Origin of the sequence: Pseudomonas gorinensis, assembly GCF_042015035.1 — a bacterium.
In the GTDB taxonomy this organism is placed as follows: Bacteria; Pseudomonadota; Gammaproteobacteria; order Pseudomonadales; family Pseudomonadaceae; genus Aquipseudomonas; species Aquipseudomonas gorinensis.
Map to the genome: position 1 here is coordinate 4690208 of NZ_CP167125.1, position 26311 is coordinate 4716518.

Sequence of the window (26311 nt, forward strand, 5' to 3'; positions counted from 1 at the left end):
GCATGAACAGCACGCTTATCCAGACAGACCGTTTCACCTTGAGTGAAACCGAGCGCTCGGCCATCGAGCACGAGCTGCATCACTACGAAGACCCGCGCGCGGCGTCGATCGAAGCCTTGAAGATCGTCCAGAAGGAACGTGGTTGGGTGCCGGACGGCGCCCTCTACGCCATCGGCGAGATCCTTGGCATTCCTGCCAGCGACGTTGAAGGCGTGGCCACGTTCTACAGCCAGATCTTCCGCCAGCCGGTTGGCCGCCACATCATTCGCGTGTGCGACAGCATGGTCTGCTACATCGGTGGCCACGAGTCGGTGGTCAGCGAGATCCAGAACAAACTGGGCATCGGCCTCGGCCAGACCACCCCGGACGGCCGCTTCACGCTGCTGCCGGTGTGCTGCCTGGGCAACTGCGACAAGGCGCCGGCGTTGATGATCGACGACGACACATTCGGTGACGTGCAGCCTGCTGGCGTGACCCAATTGCTCGAGGGCTACCCATGACCCTGACTTCCTTCGGCCCGGCCAACCTGATCAAGCGTTCGGCCGAAACCCACCCGCTGACCTGGCGCCTGCGTGACGACGGCGAGCCGGTATGGCTCGACGAGTACCAGGCCAAGAACGGTTACGCCGCTGCGCGCAAAGCCTTCGCCGACATGAGCCAGGACGACATCGTCCAGACGGTGAAAGACGCCGGCCTCAAGGGTCGCGGCGGTGCAGGCTTCCCCACCGGCGTGAAGTGGGGCCTGATGCCCAAAGACGAATCCATCAACATCCGCTACCTGCTGTGCAACGCGGATGAAATGGAGCCCAACACCTGGAAAGACCGCATGCTGATGGAGCAACTGCCCCATCTGCTGATCGAAGGCATGCTGATCAGCGCCCGCGCGCTGAAAACCTACCGTGGCTATATCTTCCTGCGCGGCGAATACACCACCGCCGCCAAGCACCTCAACCGTGCCGTGGAAGAAGCCAAGGCCGCTGGCCTGCTGGGCAAGAACATCCTTGGTTCGGGTTTTGACTTCGAACTGTTCGTGCACACCGGCGCCGGGCGTTACATCTGCGGTGAAGAAACCGCACTGATCAACTCCCTCGAAGGCCGCCGCGCCAACCCACGCTCCAAGCCGCCCTTCCCTGCCGCCGTGGGCGTGTGGGGCAAGCCGACCTGCGTGAACAACGTCGAGACCCTGTGCAACGTGCCGGCGATCATCGCCGACGGCGTGGACTGGTACAAATCGTTGGCTCGCGAAGGCAGTGAAGACATGGGCACCAAGCTCATGGGCTTCTCCGGCAAGGTCAAGAACCCTGGCCTGTGGGAACTGCCGTTCGGCGTGACCGCGCGCGAGCTGTTCGAGGACTACGCCGGCGGCATGCGCGACGGCTACACCTTGAAAGCCTGGCAACCAGGCGGCGCCGGTACCGGTTTCCTGCTTCCTGAGCACCTCGACGCACAAATGTATGCCGGCGGCATCGGCAAGGTCGGCACCCGGATGGGGACCGGCCTGGCGATGGCAGTCGACAACACCGTGAACATGGTCTCGCTGCTGCGCAACATGGAGCAGTTCTTTGCCCGTGAATCCTGCGGTTTCTGCACCCCATGCCGCGACGGTTTGCCGTGGAGCGTCAAGCTGCTGATGGCCCTGGAAAACGGCGAAGGCCGCGAGGGTGACATCGAGACCCTGCTGGGCCTGGTCGGTTTCCTCGGCCCAGGCAAGACCTTCTGTGCTCACGCACCGGGCGCCGTAGAGCCATTGGGCAGCGCAATCAAATACTTCCGCTCGGAGTTCGAAGCCGGCATCGCGCCCACCAGCGCCGCCGTCCCGCCTCTGGCAAGGCCGATCGTAGTCGGCGCGTAACGCTTAAACAGGCGAAGGGTCCGTGCCCTTCGCCTTGTCATGTGCTGACGCCTTGATGGCTGTGTTGATGCACATGAATAACAAGATTCCATTAGCCACGCCCGCTGACAACGGGCCAACGAAGAACTTTGAACCATGGCCACTATCCACGTAGACGGCAAAGCGCTCGAAGTCGATGGGGCGGACAACCTGTTACAGGCGTGTCTGTCACTCGGCCTCGATATCCCGTATTTCTGCTGGCACCCCGCGCTTGGTAGCGTCGGTGCCTGTCGCCAGTGTGCGGTCAAGCAGTACACCGACGAGAACGACACCCGTGGTCGTATCGTCATGTCCTGCATGACCCCTGCCACCGACAACACCTGGATCTCCATCGACGATGAAGAATCCAAGGCGTTCCGCGCCAGCGTTGTCGAATGGCTGATGACCAACCACCCCCACGACTGCCCGGTCTGTGAGGAAGGCGGTCACTGTCACCTGCAAGACATGACGGTGATGACCGGCCACAACGAGCGCCGTTATCGCTTCACCAAGCGCACCCACCAGAACCAGGACCTCGGCCCGTTCATTTCCCACGAAATGAACCGCTGCATCGCCTGCTATCGTTGCGTGCGCTTCTATAAAGACTACGCTGGCGGCACCGACCTCGGCGTTTTCGGCGCCCACGATAACGTGTACTTCGGTCGCGTCGAGGACGGCGTGCTGGAAAGCGAATTCTCCGGCAACCTCACCGAGGTCTGCCCGACCGGTGTCTTCACCGACAAGACGCACTCCGAGCGCTACAACCGCAAGTGGGACATGCAGTTCGCACCGAGCATCTGCCATGGCTGCTCCAGCGGTTGCAACATCTCCCCGGGCGAGCGCTACGGTGAACTGCGTCGCATCGAAAACCGCTTCAACGGTTCGGTCAACCAGTACTTCCTGTGCGACCGTGGCCGTTTCGGCTATGGCTACGTCAACCGCGAAGACCGCCCGCGCCAGCCCCTGCTGGCCGGCGGCGCCAAGCTGAGCACCGATGAGGCCCTCGATAAGGCCGCTGACCTGCTGCGCGGGCGCAATATCGTCGGTATCGGTTCGCCCCGCGCCAGCCTCGAAAGCAACTACGCGTTGCGCGAACTGGTCGGCGCCGAGCACTTCTACTCCGGTATCGAAGCCGGTGAACTGGAACGTATCCGCCTGGTCCTGCAAGTGCTGAACGACAGCCCGCTGCCAGTGCCGAACATGCGCGACATCGAAGACCACGACGCGATCTTCGTGCTCGGTGAAGACCTGACCCAGACCGCCGCGCGTATCGCGCTGTCCCTGCGTCAATCAGTCAAAGGCAAGGCCGAAGACATGGCCGACGCCATGCGCGTACAGCCTTGGCTCGACGCTGCGGTGAAAAACATCGGCCAGCACGCGCTGAACCCGCTGTTTATCGCAAGCATCGCTGAAACCAAGCTCGACGATATCGCCGAAGAATGCGTACACGCCGCCCCTGACGACCTGGCCCGCATCGGTTTCGCCGTGGCCCACGCCCTCGATGCCAGCGCGCCTGCCGTCGAAGGCCTGGACGCTGAAGCGCTGGCACTTGCCCAACGCATCGCCGACGCCCTGCTGGCGGCCAAGCGCCCACTGATCATTGCCGGGACCTCGCTGGCGTCCAAGGCGTTGATCGAAGCCGCCGCAAACATCGCCAAGGCCCTGAAGCTGCGTGACAAGAACGGCTCCATCAGCCTGGTCGTGCCGGAAGCCAACAGCCTTGGCCTGGCCATGCTCGGGGGCGAGTCCCTGGACGCGGCCCTGCAAGCGGTCACCGACGGCAAGGCCGACGCGATCGTGGTACTGGAAAACGACCTGTACACCCGCACCGATTCGGCCAAGGTCGATGCCGCGCTGAACGCCGCCAAGGTGCTGATCGTGGCCGACCACCAGAAGACCGCGACCAGCGAGCGAGCCGACCTGGTACTGCCGGCCGCGACCTTCGCCGAAGGCGACGGTACCCTGGTCAGCCAGGAAGGCCGCGCCCAGCGCTTCTTCCAGGTGTTCGATCCGAAGTACATGGACGCCAGCATCCTGGTTCACGAAGGCTGGCGCTGGCTGCATGCCTTGCGCTCGACCCTGCTGAACCAGCCGCTGGACTGGACCCAGCTCGACCACGTCACCGCAGCTGTCGCCGCAAGTGCACCGCAACTGGCACGTATCGTCGACGCCGCACCGTCCGCCGCGTTCCGCATCAAGGGCTTGAAACTCGCCCGTGAACCGCTGCGCTACTCCGGTCGTACCGCCATGCGTGCCGATATCAGCGTGCACGAACCGCGCACCCCGCAAGATAACGACACCGCATTCGCCTTCTCCATGGAAGGTTACTCGGGTTCCGTCGAGCCACGTCAGCAGGTGCCGTTTGCCTGGTCGCCGGGCTGGAACTCGCCGCAGGCCTGGAACAAGTTCCAGGACGAAGTCGGTGGTCATATCCGCGCTGGCGACCCAGGCACCCGCCTGATCGAAACCCAGGGCGATGCGCTGAACTGGTTCGCCGCCGTACCGCGTCCGTTCAATCCGGCCCCCGGTACTTGGCAGGTCGTGCCGTTCTTCCACCTGTTCGGCAGCGAAGAAACCTCTTCCAAAGCCGCGCCGGTGCAAGAGCGCATTCCCGCTGCCTATGTATCCGTGGCCAAGTCCGAAGCCGACCGCCTGGGCGTCAACGACGGCGCCCTGCTCAGCCTGAACGTGGCCGGCCAGACCCTGCGTCTGCCGCTGCGCATCAACGAAGCGTTGGGGGCCGGCCTGGTTGCACTGCCTAAAGGTTTCGCCGGTATTCCCGCGGCAATCTTTGGCAAAACCGTTGACGGTCTGCAGGAGGCAGCGCAATGACCTGGTTCACCCCTGAAGTGATCGACGTGATCATCTCGGTCGTCAAGGCCATCGTGATCCTGTTGGCCGTGGTCGTCGCGGGCGCCCTGCTCAGCTTCGTCGAACGTCGCCTGCTGGGCTGGTGGCAGGACCGCTACGGTCCGAACCGCGTTGGCCCGTTCGGCATGTTCCAGATCGCTGCCGACATGCTGAAAATGTTCTTCAAGGAAGACTGGACCCCGCCGTTTGCCGACAAGGTGATCTTCACCCTGGCACCGGTCGTGGCCATGAGCGCCTTGCTGATTGCCTTCGCGATCATCCCGATCACCCCGACCTGGGGCGTGGCGGACCTGAACATCGGCCTGCTGTTCTTCTTCGCCATGGCGGGTTTGTCGGTCTACGCGGTGCTGTTCGCCGGCTGGTCGAGTAACAACAAGTTCGCCCTGCTCGGCAGCTTGCGTGCCTCGGCCCAGACCGTGTCCTACGAAGTGTTCATGGGCCTCGCGCTGATGGGCATCGTGGTGCAGGTCGGCTCGTTCAACATGCGCGACATCGTCGAGTACCAGGCGCAGAACCTGTGGTTCATCATTCCGCAGTTCTTCGGCTTCTGTACCTTCTTCATCGCTGGCGTGGCCGTGACTCACCGTCACCCGTTCGACCAGCCGGAAGCGGAACAGGAACTGGCCGACGGTTACCACATTGAATACGCCGGCATGAAATGGGGCATGTTCTTCGTCGGTGAGTACATCGGCATCATCTTGATCTCGGCCCTGCTGGTCACGCTGTTCTTCGGCGGCTGGCACGGTCCATTCGGCATCCTGCCGCAGCTGGCGTTCTTCTGGTTCTTCCTGAAGACCGCGTTCTTCATCATGCTGTTTATCCTGCTGCGCGCTTCCATTCCGCGTCCACGATACGACCAGGTGATGGATTTCAGCTGGCGTTTCTGCCTGCCGCTGACCCTGATCAATTTGCTGGTGACTGCTGCCGTTGTGTTGTTGAACACGCCAGCGGGCGCGGTTCAGTGAGGATTTGACCCATGTTCAAATATATTGGCGACATCGTTAAGGGTACCGGTACCCAGTTGCGAAGCCTGGTGATGGTGTTCGGTCACGGCTTCCGCAAACGCGACACCCTGCAATACCCGGAAGAAGCGGTGTACCTGCCGCCGCGCTATCGCGGCCGCATCGTGCTGACCCGCGACCCCGATGGCGAAGAGCGTTGCGTAGCCTGCAACCTGTGCGCCGTGGCGTGCCCGGTGGGTTGCATCTCCCTGCAGAAAGCTGAAACCGAAGACGGTCGCTGGTACCCGGACTTCTTCCGCATCAACTTCTCGCGCTGCATTTTCTGCGGCCTGTGCGAGGAAGCTTGCCCGACCACCGCGATCCAGCTCACACCGGATTTCGAGATGGCCGAGTTCAAACGTCAGGACCTGGTGTACGAGAAAGAAGATCTGCTGATCTCTGGTCCCGGTAAAAACCCTGATTACAACTTCTATCGTGTTGCAGGTATGGCCGTTGCCGGTAAGCCGAAGGGCGCCGCACAAAACGAAGCCGAGCCGATCAACGTGAAGAGCTTGCTGCCTTAAGGAAGAAAGATGGAATTCGCTTTCTATTTCGCATCGGGTATCGCGGTTGTGTCCACGCTTCGCGTGATCACCAACACCAACCCCGTGCACGCCCTGCTCTATCTGATCATTTCGCTGATCGCCGTGGCCATGACCTTCTTCAGCCTCGGCGCACCGTTCGCCGGTGTCCTGGAAGTGATCGCCTACGCCGGCGCCATCATGGTGCTGTTCGTGTTTGTGGTGATGATGCTCAACCTCGGGCCGGCTTCGGTCGCCCAGGAGCGCGTCTGGCTCAAGCCCGGCATCTGGCTCGGCCCGGTCGTCCTCGCAGCCCTGCTGCTGGGTGAACTGCTGTATGTGCTGTTCGCTCACCAGAGCGGCCAGGCCATCGGCCACACCACCGTGGATGCGAAAGCCGTGGGCATCAGCCTGTTCGGCCCGTACCTGCTGGTGGTCGAACTGGCTTCGATGCTGCTGCTCGCCGCAGCCATCACCGCCTTCCACTTGGGCCGCAACGAAGCCAAGGAGCAATGACGATGCCTGCTATCCCTTTGGAGCATGGTCTGGCGGTCGCCGGCATCCTGTTCTGCCTTGGCCTGGTCGGCCTGATGGTCCGCCGTAACATTTTGTTCGTGTTGATGAGCCTGGAAATCATGATGAACGCTGCGGCACTGGCGTTCATCGTGGCGGGTGCACGTTGGGGCCAGCCGGATGGACAAGTCATGTTCATCCTGGTGATCAGCCTGGCAGCCGCCGAGGCCAGTATTGGCCTGGCGATCCTGCTGCAACTGTATCGTCGCTTCCACACGCTTGATATCGACGCTGCCAGTGAGATGCGCGGATGAACATGATCTTTCTGACTTTCGTATTTCCCCTGATCGGTTTCCTGCTGCTGTCGTTCTCCCGTGGACGCTGGTCGGAAAACCTTTCTGCCCTGATCGGCGTGGGTTCCATTGGCCTGTCGGCGATCGTCGCCGCCTACGTCATCTGGCAATTCAACGTCGCGCCACCCGAAGGCGGTCACTACACCCTGGTGCTGTGGCAATGGATGTCGGTGGAGGGCTTCAAGCCCAACTTCGCCCTCTACGTCGACGGCCTGTCGATCACCATGCTAGGCGTGGTGGTGGGCGTGGGCTTCCTGATCCACCTGTTCGCATCCTGGTACATGCGCGGTGAAGCGGGCTACTCGCGCTTCTTCTCGTACACCAACCTGTTTATCGCCAGCATGCTGTTCCTGGTGCTCGGCGATAACCTGTTGTTCCTGTACTTCGGCTGGGAAGGCGTGGGCCTGTGCTCGTACCTGTTGATCGGTTTCTACTACAGCAACCGCAACAACGGTAACGCGGCACTCAAGGCCTTTATCGTCACCCGCATCGGCGACGTGTTCATGGCCATCGGCCTGTTCATCCTGTTCCAACAAGTGGGCACGCTGAACATCCAGGAACTGCTGGTGCTGGCACCGCAGAAATTCCAGGTCGGTGACTTCTGGATCACCCTGGCGACCCTGATGCTGCTGGGCGGCGCCGTGGGTAAATCCGCACAGCTGCCGCTGCAAACCTGGCTGGCGGATGCGATGGCCGGCCCTACACCGGTCTCGGCACTGATCCACGCCGCGACCATGGTGACCGCCGGTGTCTACCTGATCGCCCGTACCCACGGCCTGTTCACCCTGGCGCCGGACATCCTGCACCTGGTGGGCGTGGTCGGCGGCGTGACCCTGGTACTGGCCGGCTTCGCCGCGCTGGTGCAGACCGACATCAAGCGTATCCTCGCCTACTCGACCATGAGCCAGATCGGCTACATGTTCCTGGCCCTGGGCGTTGGCGCCTGGGACGCGGCGATCTTCCACCTGATGACCCACGCCTTCTTCAAGGCCCTGTTGTTCCTTGCCTCCGGTGCGGTGATCGTTGCCTGCCACCACGAGCAGAACATCTTCAAGATGGGCGGCCTGTGGAAGAAACTGCCACTGGCCTACGCCAGCTTCATCGTCGGTGGTGCCGCGTTGGCCGCCTTGCCGTTGGTGACCGCCGGTTTCTACTCCAAGGACGAAATCCTCTGGGAAGCCTTTGCCAGCGGTAACCAGAACCTGCTGTATGCAGGCCTGGTCGGTGCATTCATGACCTCGCTGTACACCTTCCGCCTGATCTTCATCACCTTCCACGGTGAAGCCAAGACCGAAGCCCACGCAGGCCATGGCATCTCCCACTGGTTGCCACTGTCGGTGCTGATCATCCTGTCGACCTTCATCGGCGCCCTGATCACCCCGCCACTGGCCGGTGTACTGCCGGAAAGCGCCGGCCATGCCGGTGGCGCCGCCAAGCACAGCCTGGAAATCGCCTCGGGCGCCATTGCCATCGCCGGTATCCTGCTGGCGGCCCTGCTGTTCCTCGGCAAGCGTCGCTTCGTGACCGCCGTGGCCAACAGTGGCATCGGCCGTTTCCTCTCGGCCTGGTGGTTCGCTGCCTGGGGCTTCGACTGGATCTACGACAAACTGTTCGTCAAGCCATACCTGGCCATCAGTCATGTACTGCGTAAAGACCCGCTGGACCAGACCATCGGTTTGATCCCGCGCGCTGCCAAAGGCGGTCACACCGCCCTGAGCCGTACCGAGACGGGCCAACTGCGTTGGTATGCAGCTTCCATGGCGGCCGGTGCCGTGCTGGTGATCGGCGCCATCGTTGTGGTAGCGGTCTGATATGAACTTTGCGAACTTGCGAAAGGAAACGAGCCCGTCATGATTCTGCCCTGGCTAATCCTGATCCCCTTTATCGGCGGCCTGCTCTGCTGGATGGGTGAACGCTTCAGCGCCACCCTCCCCCGCTGGATTGCGTTGCTGACCATGTCCCTGGAACTCGCTCTCGGCCTCTGGCTGTGGGCCCATGGCGACTATTCATTTGCTCCGGCACCGGGTGTCGATCCGACGTTCGCGCTTGAATTCAAGCACGTGTGGATCCAACGCTTCGGCATCAACGTGCACCTGGCCCTCGACGGCCTGTCGCTGTTGATGATCCTGCTGACCGGCCTGCTGGGTATCCTCTCGGTACTCTGCTCCTGGAAAGAGATCCAGCGTCACGTGGGCTTCTTCCACCTGAACCTGATGTGGATCCTGGGCGGCGTTGTCGGCGTGTTCCTCGCCCTCGACCTGTTCATGTTCTTCTTCTTCTGGGAAATGATGCTGGTGCCGATGTACTTCCTCATCGCGCTCTGGGGTCACAGTTCTTCGGACGGCAAGAAAACCCGGATCTACGCGGCGACCAAGTTCTTCATCTTCACCCAGGCTTCCGGCCTGATCATGTTGGTGGCGATCCTTGGCCTGGTACTGGTCAACTTCAACAGCACGGGCGTGATTACCTTCAACTACGCCGACCTGTTGAAAACCAAGATGTCCCTGACCACCGAGTACATCCTGATGCTGGGCTTCTTCATCGCCTTCGCGGTGAAGCTGCCGGTGGTGCCGTTCCACTCCTGGCTGCCTGACGCCCACGCCCAGGCGCCGACCGCGGGTTCCGTGGACTTGGCCGGTATCCTGCTGAAGACCGCTGCGTATGGCCTGCTGCGTTTCGCCCTGCCGCTGTTCCCGAATGCCTCGGCCGAGTTCGCGCCGATCGCCATGACCCTGGGTCTGATCGGGATCTTCTACGGTGCGTTCCTGGCCTTTGCGCAAACCGACATCAAGCGTCTGATCGCCTTCTCGTCTGTTTCCCATATGGGTTTCGTGCTGATCGGCATCTACTCCGGTAGCCAGCTGGCGTTGCAAGGCGCGGTGATCCAGATGCTCGCTCACGGTGTCTCGGCTGCCGCGCTGTTTATCCTCAGTGGCCAGCTGTACGAGCGCCTGCATACCCGTGACATGCGTGAGATGGGTGGCGTGTGGTCGCGCATTGCCTACCTGCCGGCGATCAGCCTGTTCTTCGCCGCCGCGTCCCTGGGCTTGCCGGGTACCGGCAACTTCATCGGCGAGTTCCTGATCCTGATGGGTTCGTTCGTACACACGCCATGGATCAGCGCCATCGCCACCTCCGGCCTGGTGTTCGGTTCGGTCTACTCGCTGATCATGATCCACCGCGCGTACTTCGGTCCGGCCAAGTCCGACACCGTGCTGCACGGGATGGATGCTCGCGAACTGATCATGGTGCTCGGTCTTGCGGTCTTGCTGATCTACATCGGCGTTTACCCGCAACCGTTCCTGGACACTTCTGCCGCAACGATGCATGGCGTGCAGCAGTGGTTCGGCACCGCCTTCTCTCAACTCGCTTCGGCCCGGTAAGAGCGCTATGGAATTCACGATCCAACACTTTATCGCGCTTGCGCCGCTGCTGATCACCAGCCTCACCATCGTGGTGGTGATGCTGGCGATCGCCTGGCGCCGCAATCACTCGCAAACGTTCCTGCTGTCCTGCGCGGGCTTGAACCTGGCCCTGCTGTCGATTATCCCGGCACTCAAGGTCGCACCACTGGCGGTCACCCCGCTGATGATGATCGATGACTTCGCGTTGCTGTATATCGCGCTGATCCTCGTGGCGACCCTGGCCTGCGTCACCCTCGCCCACGCCTACCTCGGCGAAGGCGGCACGGGCTACCCGGGCAACCGCGAAGAGCTGTACCTGCTGATCCTGCTGGCTGCGGCCGGCGGCATCGTGCTGGTCAGCGCGCAGCACCTGGCCGGCTTGTTCATCGGCCTGGAACTGCTGTCGATCCCGACCTACGGCCTGGTGGCCTACGCCTTCTTCAACAAGCGCTCCCTGGAAGCCGGCATCAAGTACATGGTGCTGTCGGCCGCCGGTTCCGCGTTCCTGTTGTTCGGCATGGCCCTGCTCTACGCCGAAGCCGGCAGCCTGAGCTTCACCGGTATCGGTCACGCCCTGGCCGCCACCAACAGCCCCGCGCCGATTGCCCAACTGGGCCTGGCGATGATGCTGATCGGCCTGGCGTTCAAGCTGTCGCTGGTGCCGTTCCACTTGTGGACCCCGGACGTGTACGAAGGCGCCCCGGCGCCGGTCGCCGCGTTCCTGGCCACCGCGTCGAAGGTTGCCGTGTTTGCGGTGATGGTGCGTCTGTTCCAGATCTCTCCTGCCGCCAACACCGGCGTGCTGAGCAACGTGCTGACCGTGATCGCCATTGCGTCGATCCTGTTCGGTAACCTGCTGGCACTGACCCAGAACAACCTCAAGCGTCTGCTGGGTTACTCGTCCATCGCCCACTTCGGCTACCTGCTGATCGCCCTGGTGGCGAGCAAAGGCCTGGCCGTGGAAGCGATCGGCGTGTACCTGGTCACCTACGTGATCACCAGCCTCGGCGCGTTCGGCGTGATCACCCTGATGTCCTCGCCTTACAAAGGCCGTGACGCCGACGCCCTGTACGAATACCGCGGCCTGTTCTGGCGCCGTCCGTACCTGACCGCCGTGCTGACCGTGATGATGCTCTCCCTGGCCGGTATCCCGCTGACCGCGGGCTTCATCGGCAAGTTCTACATCGTCGCTACCGGTGTCGAAGCCCACGAGTGGTGGTTGGTTGCATCCCTGGTGCTGGGCAGTGCCATCGGCGTGTTCTACTACCTGCGCGTGATGGTCACCCTGTACCTGATCGAGCCAAACCTGCGCCGTGTTGACGCCGAGCTGCACTGGGAACAGAAAGCCGGTGGCGTGATGCTGCTGGCCATCGCCCTGCTCGCCTTCTTCCTGGGCGTGTACCCACAACCGTTGCTCACCCTGGTGCAGCACGCGGTGCTGGGCGTTTGATTGCCTAGCGGGATGTCAGTAAACAGAAACGGCGCCTTCGGGCGCCGTTTTGCATGCTGGGGAAAATTGTTCCAGGCTTCGTTCAAACAATCAGTTCCTGAGCGGTCATCATCAGCTCAGTGCCGACCCGATTTTTTAACGTCTCGATGAAGCGGGTAATTTTCGCATCGATGAACTGCCGTGATGTGTAGACGGCGTAAACATTGCGCTCGTAGGTGTGATACTCAGGCAGAACACGCACGAGCCTGCCTGAACGCAGGTCCTCGATAGCTGAAAAGCCGGCCAGCAAACCTATGCCTGCGCCCTCTCGAATGGCGGACGCCATTGCGTCCATATCATTGACGCTGAAACTCGGGCCCTGGGGGGCGAACGTGGCATCCCCGGCCTTGCTCTTCAATTGCCACTCATCCCGCACATAATCGACGGTGCCCAACAGCAAGCACTGGTGATCATCGAGATCTTCCGGCGTCACAGGGGCTGGGTGTCGTTCCAGATAGGCTGGAGACGCAACCAGCACACAATGGCTAACACCGATTTTTTGGCTGACATACGCTGAATCCGGCAGCGTGCGGGCGATCAGAATAGACACGTCCAATTGGTCTTCCAAAAGGTTAGGCATCCGCTGAGAAAGCAATAAGTCCACGGTGACTTCGGGGAATTCCCGGCGGTACTCCAGCACGGCCGAGGTGACCAACTGCCGCGCCAGCCCCGGCACACAATGCACACGCAATGTCCCCCTGGGTTTCAGCGCGGCATTACTCGCCTCGGCTTCTGCGTTTTCAAGGTCCGCCAGAATCTTGGTACAGCGCTCATAAAAGCGCCGGCCAGCGTCCGTCACCGAAAGACGGCGGGTCGAGCGCTGCAACAGGCGGGTGTCGAGCACGTTTTCCAGCGCGGAAACCGCACGCGAGACATTGCCGACCGTAGAGTCAAGATGGTTAGCCACAGCAGTAAAACTGCCCATCTCAACCACTTTGACGTACACCGACATGTTCGTAAGCTTATCCATCCAGATCTACCTGTCGATCCAATTCCCAACGTTCTTCACTGCAGAAGTACGCCACCAAAAAACACTAACGTCTTGAACTTCGATCCGGACAGTCATCGCCGCATGACGCGTGCGGCAATGCAGATGCTACACGCTCCTGCCTGTGCTCGATATTCCCTCCAGACACAACAATGATTCCCTCCTGGCCGGCTAAATCAAACGGTTCCCAGTCCATAGACTGGGTTGCACAGGGCGCCTGAACAAGCCCTGCCGCGGCACCCCAGGCGCCGAGCTGTATGAACGTTTGATAATCCAACCGAAGGGCAACCCCATGAACACGTCTTACGACCCGCTTTATCTCTTTATCGGTGGTGAATGGATCAGTGCCGAAGGACGCGCAACCGCTGCTGTCGTCAACCCCGCAACCGCACGTGAGATCGGGCGCGTTCCACTCGCCACCACCGACGACCTCAATCACGCCCTCGAAGTGGCGCAACTGAGCTTTGAGCAATGGCGCCAGACCGTACCTGACAAGCGCGCAAAAATTCTCAAACGTGCTGCCGATCTCATCCTGGAGCGCGCCCCCCACATTGCCGAGCAAATGACCCTTGAAGAGGGCAAGCCGCTTGCAGAAAGCCTGGATGAGGTCACGCGTGCGGCTGAATACTTCGAGTGGTTTGCCGAAAGCGCACGCCGCATCGATGGGCGCGTAGTGCCGGCCAATCGTCCCGGTGTGCTGCAACTGGTAAAACGCCAAGCGATCGGCCCTGTCGCTGCGTTCACGCCCTGGAATTTCCCAGCCATTACGCCCGCTCGCAAGCTCTCGGCAGCCTTGGCCGCAGGTTGCAGTGTCATCCTCAAGCCAGGGGAAGAAAGCCCCTCCACGGCGCTGGCCCTGGCGCGTGCACTCGACGATGCAGGCTTGCCTAAAGGCGTGTTGCAGGTGGTCTTTGGTGTACCGGATCAGGTTTCCAGCCACCTGATCGCCTCCTCCATCATTCGAAAGGTGACCTTTACGGGTTCGGTTCCCATCGGGCGGCTGCTATCAGCCCGCGCGGCAGAAGGCGTCAAGCCCATCACCCTGGAATTGGGAGGGCACGGGCCAGTACTGGTATTCGATGACGCCGACGTCGAAAAAGCCGCCGTCGAAGGCGTTGCCAATCGGTTCCGCGGGACTGGCCAAGTCTGCATCTCATCAACGCGGTTTCTGATTCAGCGTGACGTCTACGAAACCTTTGTCGATCACTTTGTGACGGCCACCCTCGCGTTGAACATTGGCGATGGCCTGCTGCCTGGTACCCAGGTTGGACCGCTCGCCAATCCAAGGCAGTTGGCCAAGATGGAAGCGTTGGTGGCTGATGCCGTCGCCAAAGGTGCACGCGTGTTGGCCGGTGGTAAACGCCTGGAATGCAGCGGCTACTTTTTTGAGCCCACCGTGTTGGCGGATGTGCCTATGAGCGCCCGAGTCATGCATGAAGAACCCTTTGGGCCTATCGCCGTACTGATGCCATTCGATCACTTGGCGGATGGTTTGAAGGAGGCAAATCGACTGCCCTACGGGCTGTCAGCCTACGCGTTCACGTCCAGCGCTCGAACAGCCATTGACGTCGCTGACGGGTTGGAGGCCGGAATGATCGGCATCAACCAATACCGCATCGTCGCCACGGAACTTCCCTTCGGCGGCATGAAAGAAAGCGGCCACGGTTCGGAAGGCGGCATTGAAGGCATCGAGCACTACCTCACCCACAAATTCATCAGCCAGGCTTAAGGAGACCTCATCATGTCCACGCTCAATTTCAGCAGCCCTCGTGAAGCGGCCCGGGCGTTTACACCCAAGCTGTCGCAATTCGTCGATTCAACGCTGTATCCGCAGATCTGGAGCGACCCGGCATTGTCCCCGCGCGACCGAAGCCTGATCACCGTGGCGGCATTGATTGCCGGCGGTCACTCTGAAGAGTTGCCCGCGCACTTGCGACGGGCAGTCAGCAACGGGGTGACCCATGACGAAATCGCCGCCGCGATCACTCACCTGGCGTTCTACGTAGGCTTTCCAGGCGCCATCACCGCCTCCGCTATCGCCAATGCCACGTTTACCGAATCGGAGAAAAACTGACCATGAAAGCCATCAGCATTAGCGCCTTCGGCGCGGCGGACGTACTTGAACTGGCAGACGCTCCCACCCCTGAAGTCCGCCCGACTGACTTGCTGGTACGGGTCTATGCGGCGGGTGTGAACCGTGCGGATCTGACCCATCGAACAGGTGGCTACGGCCATCCAAATTTCGGTGACTCACCGATCATCGGTCTGGAGATCGCCGGCGAGGTGATTGGCAAAGGTGATGAGGTCAAGGATTTTGAGATCGGAGATCGAGTGATGGGCGTTGTCGGCGGTGGGGCCTACGCCGAGCTTGCACGCATCGACTATCGCATGGCCATGCCTATTCCTGCGCAGTTGGACTATGTGCACGCAGCCGCTATTCCCGAGGTCTTCGTCACCGCCCATGAAGCAATGATGCACCTGGCTCGGCTCAAGTCCGGCGATTCGGTATTGATCCATGCCGCTGCGGGTGGTGTGGGATCTGCCGCCGTGCAACTGGCATACGCCACCGGGGCCACGGTGTATGCGACAACCGACGGCAGCAAGCTGGCGCGTGTCGAACATTTGGGAGCCGATACGGCCATTGACTACAAGACGCAGGATTTTGCCCAAGTCATCGCCGATAAAACCCATGGTCGAGGGGTTGATGTCGTCATTGATTTCGTGGGCGAGCCCTACTTCGCACGCAACATCGCTTCCCTTGCCCATGGAGGCCGGCTGGTACAGGTCGGTATCCTGGGCGGAGGCGGTAAGGTAAGCGTAGAACTGGAGCACATCCTTTACCGTCACTTGCAAATCATCGGTACGGTCATGAAGTCCCGTACACAGCCAGAGAAGCACGACATGATCAAGCGCTTCCGCGCGCATTGGCTTGATCGCTTCGAGGGCGCCGGAAGTCTGGAGCCGGTCGTTGACAGCACGTTCCCGCTGTCTCGTGCGGCCGATGCCCATCGCCGAATGGAATCATCCGAGAATGTTGGAAAAATCATTCTGACGATGCAACCGGCTGACTTGGTTTAAGCCCGGCAGCAGGTTGCCACCCTAAAAAACGTTGTTGGTGAGTTTCCCGTCAAGCTCGTTGATTTCCGGTTCGTCGCGCGCTTACGGACGCCCCAGGATTAAGCCCTCCAGCGCTTCGCGAAGTTGCGGATGCGTTGGCAGGCGAATACCGAAGGTATCGTGCAGCACCCTCGACAATTCGTCGGCACTGTCTATCCGGTGTTTTTCGCTGGGGCGATCCAGGGTGTGAATCGCATAGTCAGCATTGTTCAAGGTGTGGCGTCGACCGGGCGCCAGCAGTGCCACTTTCAACTGGCCGAGAAACGGCGAACCTGGGTGGGTGGAGACGTACCAATTGCCGATTTCATAATCGATGTCCGCCTGCACTTGCAGGTCGAACACATACAAGCCGCGCCACTCCCCGGCGACCAGGGCCCACAGGGTGTAGCTGCCGTCGTTGAAGGTCAGGCGATAGGGTTCATGGGCGGTCGCCTGCACCGCTTCGGTGTCCAGCAGCAACGGGCTGCTGGGCACCATGCCGCCAAAGCCGACATCGGTCATATAGCGCACGCCGTCCAGGGTCACCAGGCTCAGGCGATGGGTCCGCGCGGTGCGTGCATCGGGTGGCCCGCCCATCACCACCCTGCCGGTGATCCCACGCGCGTCGAAACCCAGTTCCTGCAGCAACGCGAGAAACATCTGGTTCAACTCGTAGCAATAACCACCGCGCCCCTCGAACAACACTTTTTGCTCGACGCTGGGCAGGTCGATCGGTACCGGCAGCTTCATCAGGGTCGACAGGCTTTCAAAGGCAAAGCGGCAGACATGACGCAGCTGCAAATCCCGCAGGGTCTGCAACGTAGGCGGGGGCGGCGCATCGTAACCGAGGTGTTGCAGGTACAAACGGCTATGGGTCAGCTGGAGCATGGCGCGATCCTTGGGCACGGTGCAAAGGCCTCACTATGCCGTCCTGGCATGCACCTTGTCATTTTGAGTGAACCTTTTTGGACGCTTTCCTCTCCATCTATGAACAAGACAGGGAGGCAACATGAGTACCGCAAAAATCTACACCATCCACTACCAACTGCACGGCCAGCCGAAATCTTTTGTGGTGCGCGCAGAAATCATGAACAACGCCGAAGCCTGGCACTGGGCAGCCGTCGACGCCGACATCGCCCATGTCAGTCGTATCGGCCGGGTAGGTCACGAGCAGGTGAAAAAAACCACGCGGCCCTGGGCAGAGAAATACGGCATCACCGACGTCAGTTGGACACCGCCCAAATAAAGCAAAGCCCCGCTCAATGGCGGGGCCCGTATTAGTGTTTCAAGTCGCCCAACGGATCGTAGGGCGGCTTTTTTTTCGCCTCGTCCTTACCTTTCCTATCCAGCGGGGCGATGGCCGGACCTACCGGGTCGACCTGCGGGTCTGCCACATCCGGCGAGTCCGGGTCGAAGCCCAGCTCATCCTGGCCGCTGGCATGTTCGTTGGAGTGTGGGCCATCCGAGGGTTTATTCATGACTGTCTCCTGTTAAAGCGGGCGGGCTTTGTCGTGGAGGGTTTCCAGGTCTTGCTCGACGCGCTCCACCTCATCGTGTTCGTCACGCTCCTTCGGATCATTGGGGCGCAATGCATCGTTATCGCGCTCTTCTTCACCGGGTGTGCGGTCGGGGTCGGGAGTGCCGGGCGGCGGCTGCTTGTATTCGGGCATGATGCTTCACCTCACGGGGGTTAGTGGCCTGCATCGTTTTAGAGGAAGTACCGCAAACCATCGTTCAACTTGATTGCCCCAGGCATGAGAAGATGCCGGCACATTCCTTCTGGAGACCTGCCCCGGATGTTCGAGCTCAAACCCTGCGACCCCGTCACCTACCGCCGTCAGACCCGTCGCAGCACGCTGATCGTGGCCGTGCTTTTCGTGGCCTTGGCGATGCTGCTGTCGAGCCTGGCCGTGATGCTGTTCGGCGAGCCTGGTGGTGATAACTTTCGCTTCAACGTCGGTGGTGTATTTGCCGGCGTGTTGATCACTGTTGCCCTGGTGCGCGGCCCGTTGTGGCACCAGCCGTGGCTGGCGCCCGCGGTGTATGGCTGGCAGCTCAAGCGCCAGTTGATGCGCGTGACCAATGTGATGCACACCGTGACCGAACGGGTGCAGGCCAACGACCCGACCGCGCTCAAGGTGCTGCGCTTCTACCACCTGGGGCTGACGCAAATGCACGAGCTGGACGCCAACTCCAGCGCCCAGGCGCAGTTGGTTGGCGAGATCGAGGCGCATAAGGCCAAGATGCAGGCGCTGGGGCTCGACACCGAACAAACCCGCTTCAACCCCGCCTGGCTGGACAGTATCAAAGCCGCTTGAGCCTGCGGATACACGCGCCCTGCCCCATCAGCTGGAACGCTTGGCGCGCCAGCAGAACAGCGCACTTACCGCAATCGCCGCGCCCGCCAGGCCAAACACCCAGGGCGCCGACGCCACCGGCAGCAACAGGCCTGCCAGCAGCGGCCCGAGGCCGGCACCGATATCGCGCCACACTGCGTTCGACGCCAACGCCGACACCCGCATGGCACCGGGGTTGCGCTCGGCCACCAGGGTAGTCACCAGGGGCAGTTGCAAGGCACGCAGCACCAGCACCGCCGCCGCGCCGATGATCACCCAATAGCTGCCAAACGCAGCCAGGGCCAGTGCACTCAAGAACGAAAACAGCAACAACATGGCGGTGGCGCCGAAGCGTTGTGCCGCGCGCCCCCCCAAGGGGCTGAGGAGCAATTCCGACAGGTAACGCAGGGCCATCAAGCCCCCAGCGATCAGCACCGCGTCACCGCCCATGATCTTCTGCGCCTGAATCGACAGACCGAAGATAAACAAGCCATCCAGCGCCACGCCTTCGATAAATGACCAGAGCGCCACACTGTCGGGCCATTTGAAACGGCGCCCCGGGGTGCTGTGCAAGTCGTGCCCGGTGCCGGGCAAACCGCGCGCCATCCACAGCCCCACCAGGCAGCAGCCGGCAAGAATCAGGAAAATCGGACGCGGCCCGGCCCACAACGTCAGCAACCCACCCAGGGGCAAGGCCAGCATCGGCCCAAGCGCAATCAACGCCCGCGATCGCCCGGCCCGGCGCGCGGCGCCCGCAGGCTCCGAGGTGGCCAGCACCTGGGTGGACAGGTTCAACGCGGCAAAACACAAGCCCCAGACCAGGCGCAAGCCCAGCAGGGCGGCAAACCCCGACAGCATCGAATTGCCCACGGCGCACAATGTCGCGGCCCCCGCCGCGATCATGCAGGTCAAGCGGTCGCCGTGGCGCGCGTAAAAATTCAATACATGCCGGTAACCGAAAATCCGTACCAGGCGGTTGGCGGCCAACAACACCCCGGCCTGGGCCAAAGTGATGCCGAACGCCTGGTACTCCATCGGCAGCAGCAGGTAGAGCAACACATCACTGGGCAGGCATAAGGCAAGGGTCAGCGCGGCGCGACGGGAGTGAGTATCAGCGGTGCGGAGGGCCAGGCTGGACATAAATCTGAAACATCCCGAAATATTCAGGTCGCCAAGGTAGCCTTCCCACGCCGGTTTTTACAACGCCCAATCACGCTTTTTCCCCATAGGGCAGTAAGCGCAAGCCACTGGCCACGGCGCCCACCAACGCGAACACGCAGCCCAGCCACAAGGCATATTGCGGACCGCTGCCCAGGAACAGGTGGAAACACAATGCCACCAGCGAGGCGCCCAATGTCTGCCCCAGTAACCGTGAAATCGCCACGATGCCACTGGCCCCACCGCTGCGCGCCAACGGCGCACTGGTCATCAGCGCCTTGAGGTTGGGCGACTGGAAAAAGCCAAACCCGGCGCCGCACAGTGCCATGCGCCAGCCGATATCGAACGTCGACGCACCGCTGCCGAGTGTCGCCAGCGCGGCCATGCCGACACTGAGCATCAGCAGGCCGATGCCGCACAGCGCCCCCAGGGAGACACGGTCGGCCAGGCGCCCCGCCACCAGCGCCATGACCGCCACGACGGCTGGCCAGGGCGTCATCAGAAAGCCCGTTTCCACTTGGCTATGCCCGAGCACCGCCTGCAACAGAAAGGGCAGCGACACAAAGGCCAGGCCCTGGGCGCTGAACGCGCAGATCGCCGTGAGGGAAGACAAGGCAAACACCGGCCGCTTGAACAAATCCAGGGCCAGCATCGGCGCCGGGTGCCCGGCCTGCCGGCGCAACAGCAACGCGCCACAGACCAGCGCCAGCGCGACCAGGCCCAGGGTCAGTGCGCCCTGGGCGCCGTGCACCGCCGTGCCCAGGCCGAGGACCAGCAAGGCAAATAACCCGGCACACAGCACGGCCGCCAGACGGTCGAAGGCATGCCCGGTCATGGGCAGGGTCGGCAATGAACGCAGGCCCAACACCAGGGCCAACAGCCCCAACGGCACATTGATCAGGTACAGCCAGTGCCAGGTCGCCACCGACAGGATCGCCGACGCGGCGGTCGGCCCCAGGGTAAAGGCCAGCCCCACCACCAACGAGTTGTAGCCCAGGCCACGGCCCAGCATTTTCGACGGGTAGATATGCCGCAACAGCGCCGTATTCACGCTCATGATGGCTGCCGCGCCCAACCCCTGCACCACTCGCGCCGCCGTCAGGGTCACCAGCGACCCGGCCAATCCGCAAAACAGCGAAGACAGGATAAACAGCAGCAAACCGCCGAGGTACACCCGGCGATGGCCCAGCACATCGCTCAACGAAGCGAACGGCAATACCGTGGCGATAATCGCCAACTGGTAGGCATTGACCACCCAGATCACCGAGGCGGAATCGGTGCCGATCCCTTCGGCCAGGGTCGGCAGCGCCGTGTTGACGATGGCCGTGTCCAGGGTCGCCATGCCGATCCCCAGGGAAATGGCGATGACCGCCGGCAGGCGTTTGTTAAAGGGCAACCCATCGGCAACAGAAGACATGAACGATCCAGGCGGGTGACAAAGGCCTCTAGACTAAGGGCTGTGCCGACATTTTTCAGTGATCGATTGCCTGTCTGTCAGAGTTTTCATGTTCGCTTCGAAACAGCAGGCCCGTGGGGTGGATCGCTTAGCCCGTCAGTGCACCCAGGTCCAGGCGCCCGGCCTGAAGCGGCGGGCACCAGTAGTAGCCGCCGGTCAACGGCGTGCTGATGCGATACAAGCCATCGACAATCCCGTCTTCCAGCCCGCTCATGCGGCGCAGTTGCGCTTCGAATGCGTCGAAGGAATGGCCGAAGGCAAGAAACATCAAGCCAGCCTGGCCATTTTCGGCCCACGGCATCGAGCGGCGTACCACGAAAGCTTCCGGGGTGAAACTCTCTTGGGCGGTGCGTTTGGTATGGGCGGATTCGGGGGCGTCGTCGAGTTCTTCGTTGTCGCCATGGCGGCGGCCGATGATGTGGTCGCGCTCCTCGGCGGGCAAGGCGGCGAAGCCATCGAGGTCGTGCTGCCATTGCTGGATCGCGGCGAAGCTGGCACCGCTGTCGGTCAGCGCGGCTTCCACGGCGGCATCGTCGTGGGGGTTTTCGGTGCCGTCTTCGTAGTCGGTCAGGTCGAAGCCGGTCTTGAAGCGAAAACCTTCGGTCGACTGCACCAGTCGAAAAGCCGGGGCCAAGGCTTTTTCAAAGGCGCGACTGCGCAACAGCAGCTCACCGCGATCCACACCATGCAACCACACCCACAGCGCCTGCTGGGTGGAGGGGTTGTGCGCACCTGGCCCGCTGACAGCCGGGAATGGGCGCAAACCGTCGATCTGTGCGCCCAGGGCGGTTACCAGCGGCTCACCGAACCCGACCACGGCCGCCGAATCCACACGCTGCACCAACGCATCCAGCGCAGCGGGCACGGCGTCCAGGGAATCCACGGCAAAAAACAGATGGCGTGCCTGCAAGGGCACCGGAGCGGCAAGAATGCCCGGCTGGTACTGACTCATATGAACTCCTTCAAGAAAGCCGCGCAGTTTACCCGCCACGCGCGCCCCTGCGTACTGCAAAGCGCACAAGCCTTGCCATGGAGACCGTTGTTGGGTGACTCTCTAGTCATGTTTTGCAACTATTCCAGGGGTAGCAACATGACCACCGATAACCTGCTCGCCCAGCTGTTTCCCGTTTCCACCGCCGACATTCCCGAGCAATTTCGCCTGGCGGCGCCTATCGAACAGCGTGATTACCTGGTCGACGGCCAGTTGCGGGTCTGGGACGGTCCGTTGGCCCAGGTCCTCAGCCCCGTGCAACTGGGCGACACGCGTGTGCAGATTGGCAGCACACCACTGCTGGATGCCGACACCGCCCTCACCGCCCTCGACGCCGCCGTGCGCGCCTATGACCGTGGCCAGGGTGAATGGCCGACAATGCGTGTGGCGCAACGCATCCTGCATGTCGAAGCGTTTCTGCGGCGCATGCGCGAACAACGTGATGCGGTGGTCAAGCTGCTGATGTGGGAAATCGGCAAGAACCTCAAGGACTCGCAAAAAGAGTTCGACCGCACTTGCGACTACATCACCGACACCATCAATGCCCTCAAGGAACTCGATCGCCGTAGCAGCCGCTTCGAACTGGAGCAGGACACGCTCGGCCAGATCCGCCGCGTGCCGATGGGCGTGGCGCTGTGCATGGGCCCCTACAACTACCCCTTGAACGAGACGTTCACCACGCTGATCCCCGCGCTGATCATGGGCAATACCGTGGTGTTCAAGCCGGCCAAGCTGGGTGTGCTGCTGATCCGTCCGTTGCTGGAGGCGTTCCGCGACAGTTTCCCGGCCGGGGTGATCAATGTGATCTACGGCAGCGGCCGCGAAACCGTCAGCGCGCTGATGGCCAGCGGCAAGATCGATATCTTTGCGTTTATCGGCACCAACAAGGCCGCCAGTGATTTGAAAAAACTGCATCCCAAGCCACACCGCCTGCGCGCGGCCTTGGGCCTGGACGCGAAAAACCCCGGCATCGTGCTGCCGCAGGTGGACCTGGACAATGCGGTCAGCGAGGCGCTCACTGGCTCGTTGTCGTTCAACGGCCAGCGTTGCACGGCCTTGAAGATCCTGTTTGTGCATGAAGACGTGGTCGATCGCTTTATCGAGAAGTTCAACCAGAAACTGGCCACGCTCAAACCCGGCATGCCGTGGGAAGACGGCGTGTCGCTGACGCCGCTGCCGGAAGTGGGCAAGGTGGATTACCTCACGGCGCTGGTGGCGGATGCGACGCAGCACGGCGCCCAGGTGGTGAATGCCCAGGGTGGCGTCAGTCGCGGGTCGTTCTTTTACCCGGCGGTGCTGTACCCGGTGAACCCGCAGATGCGTGTGTACCACGAAGAACAGTTCGGCCCGGTGGTGCCGATCGTGCCCTACCGCGACCTGGAAACCGTGGTCGATTACGTGCTCGAATCGGACTTCGGCCAACAGTTGAGCCTGTTCGGCACCGACCCGGTGCAAATCGGACGCCTGGTGGACACCTTCGCCAACCAGGTCGGCCGGATCAATATCAATGCCCAATGCCAACGCGGGCCGGACACCTTCCCCTTCAACGGCCGCAAGAACTCGGCCGAGGGCACGCTGTCGGTGCATGATGCGTTGCGCGTATTTTCGATCCGCACCCTGGTGGCAACCAAGTTCCAGGACAACAACAAGGCGTTGCTCAGCGAGATCCTGCGCAACCGCGATTCGAGCTTCCTGACCACCGACTACATTTTCTAAAAACGCACCGCAGAAAATGTGGGAGGGGGCAAGCCCTAATGCCGGTCAGTTAAGAGATAGAACGGGCGACCGGTAACCTGTGGCGAGCGGGCTTGTCCTGCGTTGGGGTGCGAAGCGCCCCCAATGAAGGACAAATGCGGTGTACCCGATATTGCGCAGGGGCTGGTTTTGGGGCTGCTGCGCAGCCCAACGCGGGACAAGCCCGCTCGCCACAGTGACAGCATTCTTCCTTAACTGATGGAGTGCATTAGAGCTTACCCCCTCCCACACTTGAACCGAATTCGCCCTGACTGGCTGAGGCCCCTTTACTCCCGATGAATCTACCCCTCTTCGCCCGGCGCCTGCTGCGCCCCCTGCTCGACCCGTATCGCCGTTATCGTCATGCCAAGCTGATCCACGCGGTGCGCGTGTCCATCGGCTTGCTGGCGACGATCCTGCTGACCACCGGCATCAACCTGCCCCACGGTGAGTGGGCGTCGGTGACCATGCTGATCGTGATCGGCGGCTTGCAGCATCACGGCAATATCGGCAAGAAAGCCGTGGAGCGCGCCTACGGCACCTTGATCGGCGCCAGCGTCGGTTTGCTGCTGGTGGTGCAACAGGCTTACTTCGGCCAACCCTTGCTGACCTACCTGTTGATGTCGGTGGTGTGCGGGTTCTTTTCCTATCACGCCATCGGCAAGGGCGGCTACATCGCGTTGCTGTCGGCGATCACGGTGTTCATCGTCGCCGGGCATGGTGACAACCCGCTGTCGGATGGCTTGTGGCGCACCGTCGATATCCTGATCGGTATCGTCCTGGCCCTGGCATTTTCCTTCGCCCTGCCGCTGTACGCCGTGTATTCGTGGCGCTACAACCTGGCCAGCGCATTGCGCGACTGTGCCGCGATCTATAGCCGGATCATCAACGGCCAGTCGGTCACCGATGATGAGCACCTTAAACTGCTCAACCGTTTGAACGCGGCCATCGTGCAGTTGCGCTCACTGATGCCATCGGTGTCCAAGGAAGTGCGAATTTCCATGACCGAGCTGGACCACATCCAACGCCACCTGCGCATGTGTATCAGCACCCTGGAGATTCTCGGCAATACCCGGCCGGACCCGCGTGACGAGCAGGCGATGGCGCGCATGCAGGTAATGTTGAAGGCCGAGCACCGGCAGATTCGCGTGCAGCTGGTGGGCATGGCGCGGGCGTTGAAATCCGGGGTGACAGAGCGCCTGGAACGGCCTGGCCACCTCGGAGGCGACAAGCCGACACTGGATGCGCCGGTCTATAGCGCGTTGGATGGCTACCGATTGTTGACGGTGCAACTGGCGGCAAATGTGGATGCACTGCGTCAACGCTTGGCCAAAAGCGCGGGGCACTGGAAGATATAAACAGATGGCCTTTTGACGTGTTTAAGCACGTCAACACTTTCATACTTTCTCTTACATTTTTTTCACGAATTATTCACATCCCGGGACGTAGGGTGAAGCCTCATCCGTTACAAACGTTGCACATCAAGCCCGCCGCCCCAGCGGGCTTTTTTTTGCCTGCGCAAAACACTGTAGGAGCGAGCTTGCTCGCGAAAAGCATTAAACGATAACGCAGCGGTCTCAGGCTGGTTAACCGCGGTGATCGTGCGTTCTTCGCGAGCAAGCTCGCTCCTACAGGGAGGTCAGCGTGAGGCCTTGGCGGCGGGGGCTGCCGCTTGTTCGCGAATGGCCCGCTGGGTGTCCAGCACCTTGGCCAACGCGGTTTCCGCTTCCGGGCTCTGCTGCGGCACGCGAATCGCCGCCGACACCAGGGTGATCAACTTGGCCATCACCTCGGCATCCGTGGCCGGGCGGCCCAGGCTCATGGAGTTCATCAACAGGCGCAGTTCAGTGCCGGCCATCACCCCGGAAATCGCCTTGAGGGCAAATTGCAGGCGCACCCCCAACTCGTTGCGCGGTAAGTCCGGCAAGGCCAGGGCGAAGGCTTCGAAGAAACGCTGGAACACCGGCTGGTAATGCACCTTGAGGTATTCCTGGATAAACGGCGACGTGTCGCTGTACACCCGACCGAGGAAGCGAATGAATGAGCGCCCTTCCCCGCTCGCGGGGTCGCTGCGTTCCAGGCCCATGGCCGGGGCAAACAGCACACCCAGCAGCGTGTCGCAATCAAGGGGCCCGTCGGATTCGGCTTCACAGCGCGCCAGCAACTCCAGGCGCTGCTCGTTAAGCGGCTCCAGGCGCTGCATCAGCAGGGTTTTCATCAGGGAGTCCTTGTCCCCGAAGTGGTAGTTCACGGCAGCCAGATTCACCTGGGCACGCTCGGTAATCTGCCGTAACAAAACCGCGTCATATCCGTACTTTATGAAGAGAGCCTCTGTCGCATCCAGCAATCGAGTCTTGGTAATGTTTGGAGCGCTGACTTTCTTCGCGACCATAGAAGTTCCACGTGGGAAATATGTTTTAAAAAATTATTTGATTTTTTATACCGGGGCCGTCGCTCGAAATCAAGTAGTGACACTGCGCCATATGATCGAAAAGCCTTGCAGTGTGGCGCATTGAAGGCCGCCGAAGGT

The 26311-nt window shown here is 61.5% G+C and carries 25 protein-coding genes; 17 read left to right on the forward strand and 8 right to left on the reverse strand.

All coding sequences use genetic code 11. The annotated features are described in order from the left end of the window. Positions 1-2 precede the first annotated feature (2 nt). The 10 genes from nuoE (at position 3) to nuoN (ending at position 11983) form a co-directional block, all read left to right on the forward strand. Positions 3-500 carry an NADH-quinone oxidoreductase subunit NuoE gene (gene nuoE / locus AB7933_RS21210; RefSeq protein ID WP_003174721.1) on the forward strand — a complete coding sequence of 166 codons (498 nt, stop codon included), beginning with the start codon at positions 3-5 and terminating at the stop codon, positions 498-500. Next, the gene (gene nuoF / locus AB7933_RS21215) at positions 497-1852 is read left to right on the forward strand and encodes an NADH-quinone oxidoreductase subunit NuoF (protein ID WP_024076177.1); all 1356 of its coding nucleotides are present in this window, start codon (positions 497-499) and stop codon (positions 1850-1852) included. Before nuoE ends, nuoF begins: the two co-directional genes overlap by 4 nt. A 135-nt stretch (positions 1853-1987) precedes the next feature. After that, complete coding sequence (gene nuoG / locus AB7933_RS21220; RefSeq protein WP_024076178.1) at positions 1988-4702, forward strand: NADH-quinone oxidoreductase subunit NuoG; 2715 nt, start codon at positions 1988-1990, stop codon at positions 4700-4702. Next, on the forward strand, positions 4699-5706 hold the full coding sequence (gene nuoH, locus AB7933_RS21225; RefSeq protein WP_017137518.1) for an NADH-quinone oxidoreductase subunit NuoH: 1008 nt from the start codon (positions 4699-4701) through the stop codon (positions 5704-5706). The genes nuoG and nuoH overlap by 4 nt, the downstream gene beginning before the upstream one ends. Positions 5707-5717: 11 nt before the next feature. After that, on the forward strand, positions 5718-6266 hold the full coding sequence (nuoI, locus tag AB7933_RS21230) for an NADH-quinone oxidoreductase subunit NuoI (RefSeq protein WP_003174725.1): 549 nt from the start codon (positions 5718-5720) through the stop codon (positions 6264-6266). A 9-nt stretch (positions 6267-6275) separates the two neighbouring features. After that, positions 6276-6779 (forward strand): NADH-quinone oxidoreductase subunit J, encoded by a 504-nt coding sequence (gene nuoJ, locus AB7933_RS21235; protein WP_003174726.1) that lies wholly within the window; start codon positions 6276-6278, stop codon positions 6777-6779. 2 nt (positions 6780-6781) lie between these two features. Beyond that, positions 6782-7090: an NADH-quinone oxidoreductase subunit NuoK gene (nuoK, locus tag AB7933_RS21240; protein ID WP_003174727.1), complete on the forward strand. Its 309-nt coding sequence runs from the start codon at positions 6782-6784 to the stop codon at positions 7088-7090. Beyond that, positions 7087-8940 (forward strand): NADH-quinone oxidoreductase subunit L, encoded by a 1854-nt coding sequence (gene nuoL / locus AB7933_RS21245; RefSeq protein WP_024076179.1) that lies wholly within the window; start codon positions 7087-7089, stop codon positions 8938-8940. Before nuoK ends, nuoL begins: the two co-directional genes overlap by 4 nt. A 39-nt stretch (positions 8941-8979) precedes the next feature. Next, positions 8980-10512: an NADH-quinone oxidoreductase subunit M gene (gene nuoM, locus AB7933_RS21250; protein ID WP_024076180.1), complete on the forward strand. Its 1533-nt coding sequence runs from the start codon at positions 8980-8982 to the stop codon at positions 10510-10512. A gap of 7 nt (positions 10513-10519) precedes the next feature. Beyond that, positions 10520-11983, forward strand: coding sequence for an NADH-quinone oxidoreductase subunit NuoN (gene nuoN / locus AB7933_RS21255; RefSeq protein ID WP_024076181.1), 1464 nt, complete (start codon positions 10520-10522; stop codon positions 11981-11983). Between the two features lie 82 nt (positions 11984-12065). Here the strand turns inward: nuoN and AB7933_RS21260 are convergent, their stop codons facing one another. Then, positions 12066-12992: a LysR family transcriptional regulator gene (locus AB7933_RS21260; RefSeq protein ID WP_024076182.1), complete on the reverse strand. Its 927-nt coding sequence runs from the start codon at positions 12990-12992 to the stop codon at positions 12066-12068. A 310-nt stretch (positions 12993-13302) separates the two neighbouring features. On the opposite strand from AB7933_RS21260, the gene AB7933_RS21265 reads away from it, so the two are divergent. The 3 genes from AB7933_RS21265 to AB7933_RS21275 are packed head-to-tail and all read left to right on the forward strand — an operon-like array spanning position 13303 to position 16088. Next, complete coding sequence (locus tag AB7933_RS21265) at positions 13303-14739, forward strand: NAD-dependent succinate-semialdehyde dehydrogenase (RefSeq protein ID WP_024076183.1); 1437 nt, start codon at positions 13303-13305, stop codon at positions 14737-14739. A 12-nt stretch (positions 14740-14751) separates the two neighbouring features. Beyond that, the gene (locus AB7933_RS21270; RefSeq protein WP_024076184.1) at positions 14752-15084 is read left to right on the forward strand and encodes a carboxymuconolactone decarboxylase family protein; all 333 of its coding nucleotides are present in this window, start codon (positions 14752-14754) and stop codon (positions 15082-15084) included. A 2-nt stretch (positions 15085-15086) separates the two neighbouring features. Beyond that, entirely contained in the window at positions 15087-16088 is a 1002-nt protein-coding gene (locus tag AB7933_RS21275) for an NAD(P)H-quinone oxidoreductase (protein ID WP_024076185.1), read from the forward strand. A gap of 81 nt (positions 16089-16169) precedes the next feature. On the opposite strand, the gene AB7933_RS21280 is transcribed toward AB7933_RS21275, so the two are convergent. Beyond that, positions 16170-16994, reverse strand: a complete 825-nt coding sequence (locus AB7933_RS21280) for an arylamine N-acetyltransferase family protein (protein WP_024076186.1) — start codon at positions 16992-16994, stop codon at positions 16170-16172. A 121-nt stretch (positions 16995-17115) separates the two neighbouring features. On the opposite strand from AB7933_RS21280, the gene AB7933_RS21285 reads away from it, so the two are divergent. After that, positions 17116-17352, forward strand: a complete 237-nt coding sequence (locus tag AB7933_RS21285) for a DUF6555 family protein (RefSeq protein WP_024076187.1) — start codon at positions 17116-17118, stop codon at positions 17350-17352. A gap of 31 nt (positions 17353-17383) precedes the next feature. On the opposite strand, the gene AB7933_RS21290 is transcribed toward AB7933_RS21285, so the two are convergent. Both AB7933_RS21290 and AB7933_RS21295 read right to left on the reverse strand, forming a co-directional pair. Continuing rightward, positions 17384-17584 carry a DUF6021 family protein gene (locus tag AB7933_RS21290; protein WP_024076188.1) on the reverse strand — a complete coding sequence of 67 codons (201 nt, stop codon included), beginning with the start codon at positions 17582-17584 and terminating at the stop codon, positions 17384-17386. 12 nt (positions 17585-17596) lie between these two features. Then, on the reverse strand, positions 17597-17776 hold the full coding sequence (locus AB7933_RS21295) for a hypothetical protein (RefSeq protein ID WP_024076189.1): 180 nt from the start codon (positions 17774-17776) through the stop codon (positions 17597-17599). Positions 17777-17902: 126 nt separating this feature from the next. Between AB7933_RS21295 and AB7933_RS21300 the strand changes: the two genes are divergently transcribed. Further along, positions 17903-18424 (forward strand): DUF3087 domain-containing protein, encoded by a 522-nt coding sequence (locus AB7933_RS21300; protein ID WP_024076190.1) that lies wholly within the window; start codon positions 17903-17905, stop codon positions 18422-18424. A 27-nt stretch (positions 18425-18451) separates the two neighbouring features. Here the strand turns inward: AB7933_RS21300 and AB7933_RS21305 are convergent, their stop codons facing one another. The 3 genes from AB7933_RS21305 to AB7933_RS21315 all read right to left on the reverse strand — a co-directional run bounded on the left by AB7933_RS21305 (position 18452) and on the right by AB7933_RS21315 (position 22008). Further along, positions 18452-19582: an MFS transporter gene (locus AB7933_RS21305; RefSeq protein ID WP_024076191.1), complete on the reverse strand. Its 1131-nt coding sequence runs from the start codon at positions 19580-19582 to the stop codon at positions 18452-18454. A 70-nt stretch (positions 19583-19652) separates the two neighbouring features. Further along, the gene (locus tag AB7933_RS21310) at positions 19653-21017 is read right to left on the reverse strand and encodes an MFS transporter (RefSeq protein WP_024076192.1); all 1365 of its coding nucleotides are present in this window, start codon (positions 21015-21017) and stop codon (positions 19653-19655) included. Between the two features lie 127 nt (positions 21018-21144). Beyond that, positions 21145-22008 (reverse strand): Dyp-type peroxidase, encoded by an 864-nt coding sequence (locus AB7933_RS21315; protein WP_024076193.1) that lies wholly within the window; start codon positions 22006-22008, stop codon positions 21145-21147. A gap of 138 nt (positions 22009-22146) precedes the next feature. On the opposite strand from AB7933_RS21315, the gene AB7933_RS21320 reads away from it, so the two are divergent. Together AB7933_RS21320 and AB7933_RS21325 are read left to right on the forward strand one after the other, a co-directional pair. Beyond that, on the forward strand, positions 22147-23763 hold the full coding sequence (locus AB7933_RS21320) for an NADP-dependent glyceraldehyde-3-phosphate dehydrogenase (RefSeq protein ID WP_024076194.1): 1617 nt from the start codon (positions 22147-22149) through the stop codon (positions 23761-23763). Positions 23764-24077: 314 nt separating this feature from the next. Beyond that, positions 24078-25139 carry an FUSC family protein gene (locus tag AB7933_RS21325; protein WP_024076195.1) on the forward strand — a complete coding sequence of 354 codons (1062 nt, stop codon included), beginning with the start codon at positions 24078-24080 and terminating at the stop codon, positions 25137-25139. A 281-nt stretch (positions 25140-25420) separates the two neighbouring features. Here AB7933_RS21325 and AB7933_RS21330 read toward each other — a convergent pair whose 3' ends face one another. After that, a complete protein-coding gene (locus AB7933_RS21330; protein ID WP_024076196.1) occupies positions 25421-26173 on the reverse strand; it encodes a TetR/AcrR family transcriptional regulator in 753 nt (250 codons plus the stop codon). Between the last annotated feature and the right edge of the window lie 138 nt (positions 26174-26311).

Coding starts and splice junctions, on each gene's coding strand:
- nuoE (WP_003174721.1), top strand. CDS start 3: ATGAACAGCACGCTTATCCAGACAGACCGTTTCACCTTGAGTGAAACC.
- nuoF (WP_024076177.1), top strand. CDS start 497: ATGACCCTGACTTCCTTCGGCCCGGCCAACCTGATCAAGCGTTCGGCC.
- nuoG (WP_024076178.1), top strand. CDS start 1,988: ATGGCCACTATCCACGTAGACGGCAAAGCGCTCGAAGTCGATGGGGCG.
- nuoH (WP_017137518.1), top strand. CDS start 4,699: ATGACCTGGTTCACCCCTGAAGTGATCGACGTGATCATCTCGGTCGTC.
- nuoI (WP_003174725.1), top strand. CDS start 5,718: ATGTTCAAATATATTGGCGACATCGTTAAGGGTACCGGTACCCAGTTG.
- nuoJ (WP_003174726.1), top strand. CDS start 6,276: ATGGAATTCGCTTTCTATTTCGCATCGGGTATCGCGGTTGTGTCCACG.
- nuoK (WP_003174727.1), top strand. CDS start 6,782: ATGCCTGCTATCCCTTTGGAGCATGGTCTGGCGGTCGCCGGCATCCTG.
- nuoL (WP_024076179.1), top strand. CDS start 7,087: ATGAACATGATCTTTCTGACTTTCGTATTTCCCCTGATCGGTTTCCTG.
- nuoM (WP_024076180.1), top strand. CDS start 8,980: ATGATTCTGCCCTGGCTAATCCTGATCCCCTTTATCGGCGGCCTGCTC.
- nuoN (WP_024076181.1), top strand. CDS start 10,520: ATGGAATTCACGATCCAACACTTTATCGCGCTTGCGCCGCTGCTGATC.
- AB7933_RS21260 (WP_024076182.1), bottom strand. CDS start 12,992: ATGGATAAGCTTACGAACATGTCGGTGTACGTCAAAGTGGTTGAGATG.
- AB7933_RS21265 (WP_024076183.1), top strand. CDS start 13,303: ATGAACACGTCTTACGACCCGCTTTATCTCTTTATCGGTGGTGAATGG.
- AB7933_RS21270 (WP_024076184.1), top strand. CDS start 14,752: ATGTCCACGCTCAATTTCAGCAGCCCTCGTGAAGCGGCCCGGGCGTTT.
- AB7933_RS21275 (WP_024076185.1), top strand. CDS start 15,087: ATGAAAGCCATCAGCATTAGCGCCTTCGGCGCGGCGGACGTACTTGAA.
- AB7933_RS21280 (WP_024076186.1), bottom strand. CDS start 16,994: ATGCTCCAGCTGACCCATAGCCGTTTGTACCTGCAACACCTCGGTTAC.
- AB7933_RS21285 (WP_024076187.1), top strand. CDS start 17,116: ATGAGTACCGCAAAAATCTACACCATCCACTACCAACTGCACGGCCAG.
- AB7933_RS21290 (WP_024076188.1), bottom strand. CDS start 17,584: ATGAATAAACCCTCGGATGGCCCACACTCCAACGAACATGCCAGCGGC.
- AB7933_RS21295 (WP_024076189.1), bottom strand. CDS start 17,776: ATGCCCGAATACAAGCAGCCGCCGCCCGGCACTCCCGACCCCGACCGC.
- AB7933_RS21300 (WP_024076190.1), top strand. CDS start 17,903: ATGTTCGAGCTCAAACCCTGCGACCCCGTCACCTACCGCCGTCAGACC.
- AB7933_RS21305 (WP_024076191.1), bottom strand. CDS start 19,582: ATGTCCAGCCTGGCCCTCCGCACCGCTGATACTCACTCCCGTCGCGCC.
- AB7933_RS21310 (WP_024076192.1), bottom strand. CDS start 21,017: ATGTCTTCTGTTGCCGATGGGTTGCCCTTTAACAAACGCCTGCCGGCG.
- AB7933_RS21315 (WP_024076193.1), bottom strand. CDS start 22,008: ATGAGTCAGTACCAGCCGGGCATTCTTGCCGCTCCGGTGCCCTTGCAG.
- AB7933_RS21320 (WP_024076194.1), top strand. CDS start 22,147: ATGACCACCGATAACCTGCTCGCCCAGCTGTTTCCCGTTTCCACCGCC.
- AB7933_RS21325 (WP_024076195.1), top strand. CDS start 24,078: ATGAATCTACCCCTCTTCGCCCGGCGCCTGCTGCGCCCCCTGCTCGAC.
- AB7933_RS21330 (WP_024076196.1), bottom strand. CDS start 26,173: ATGGTCGCGAAGAAAGTCAGCGCTCCAAACATTACCAAGACTCGATTG.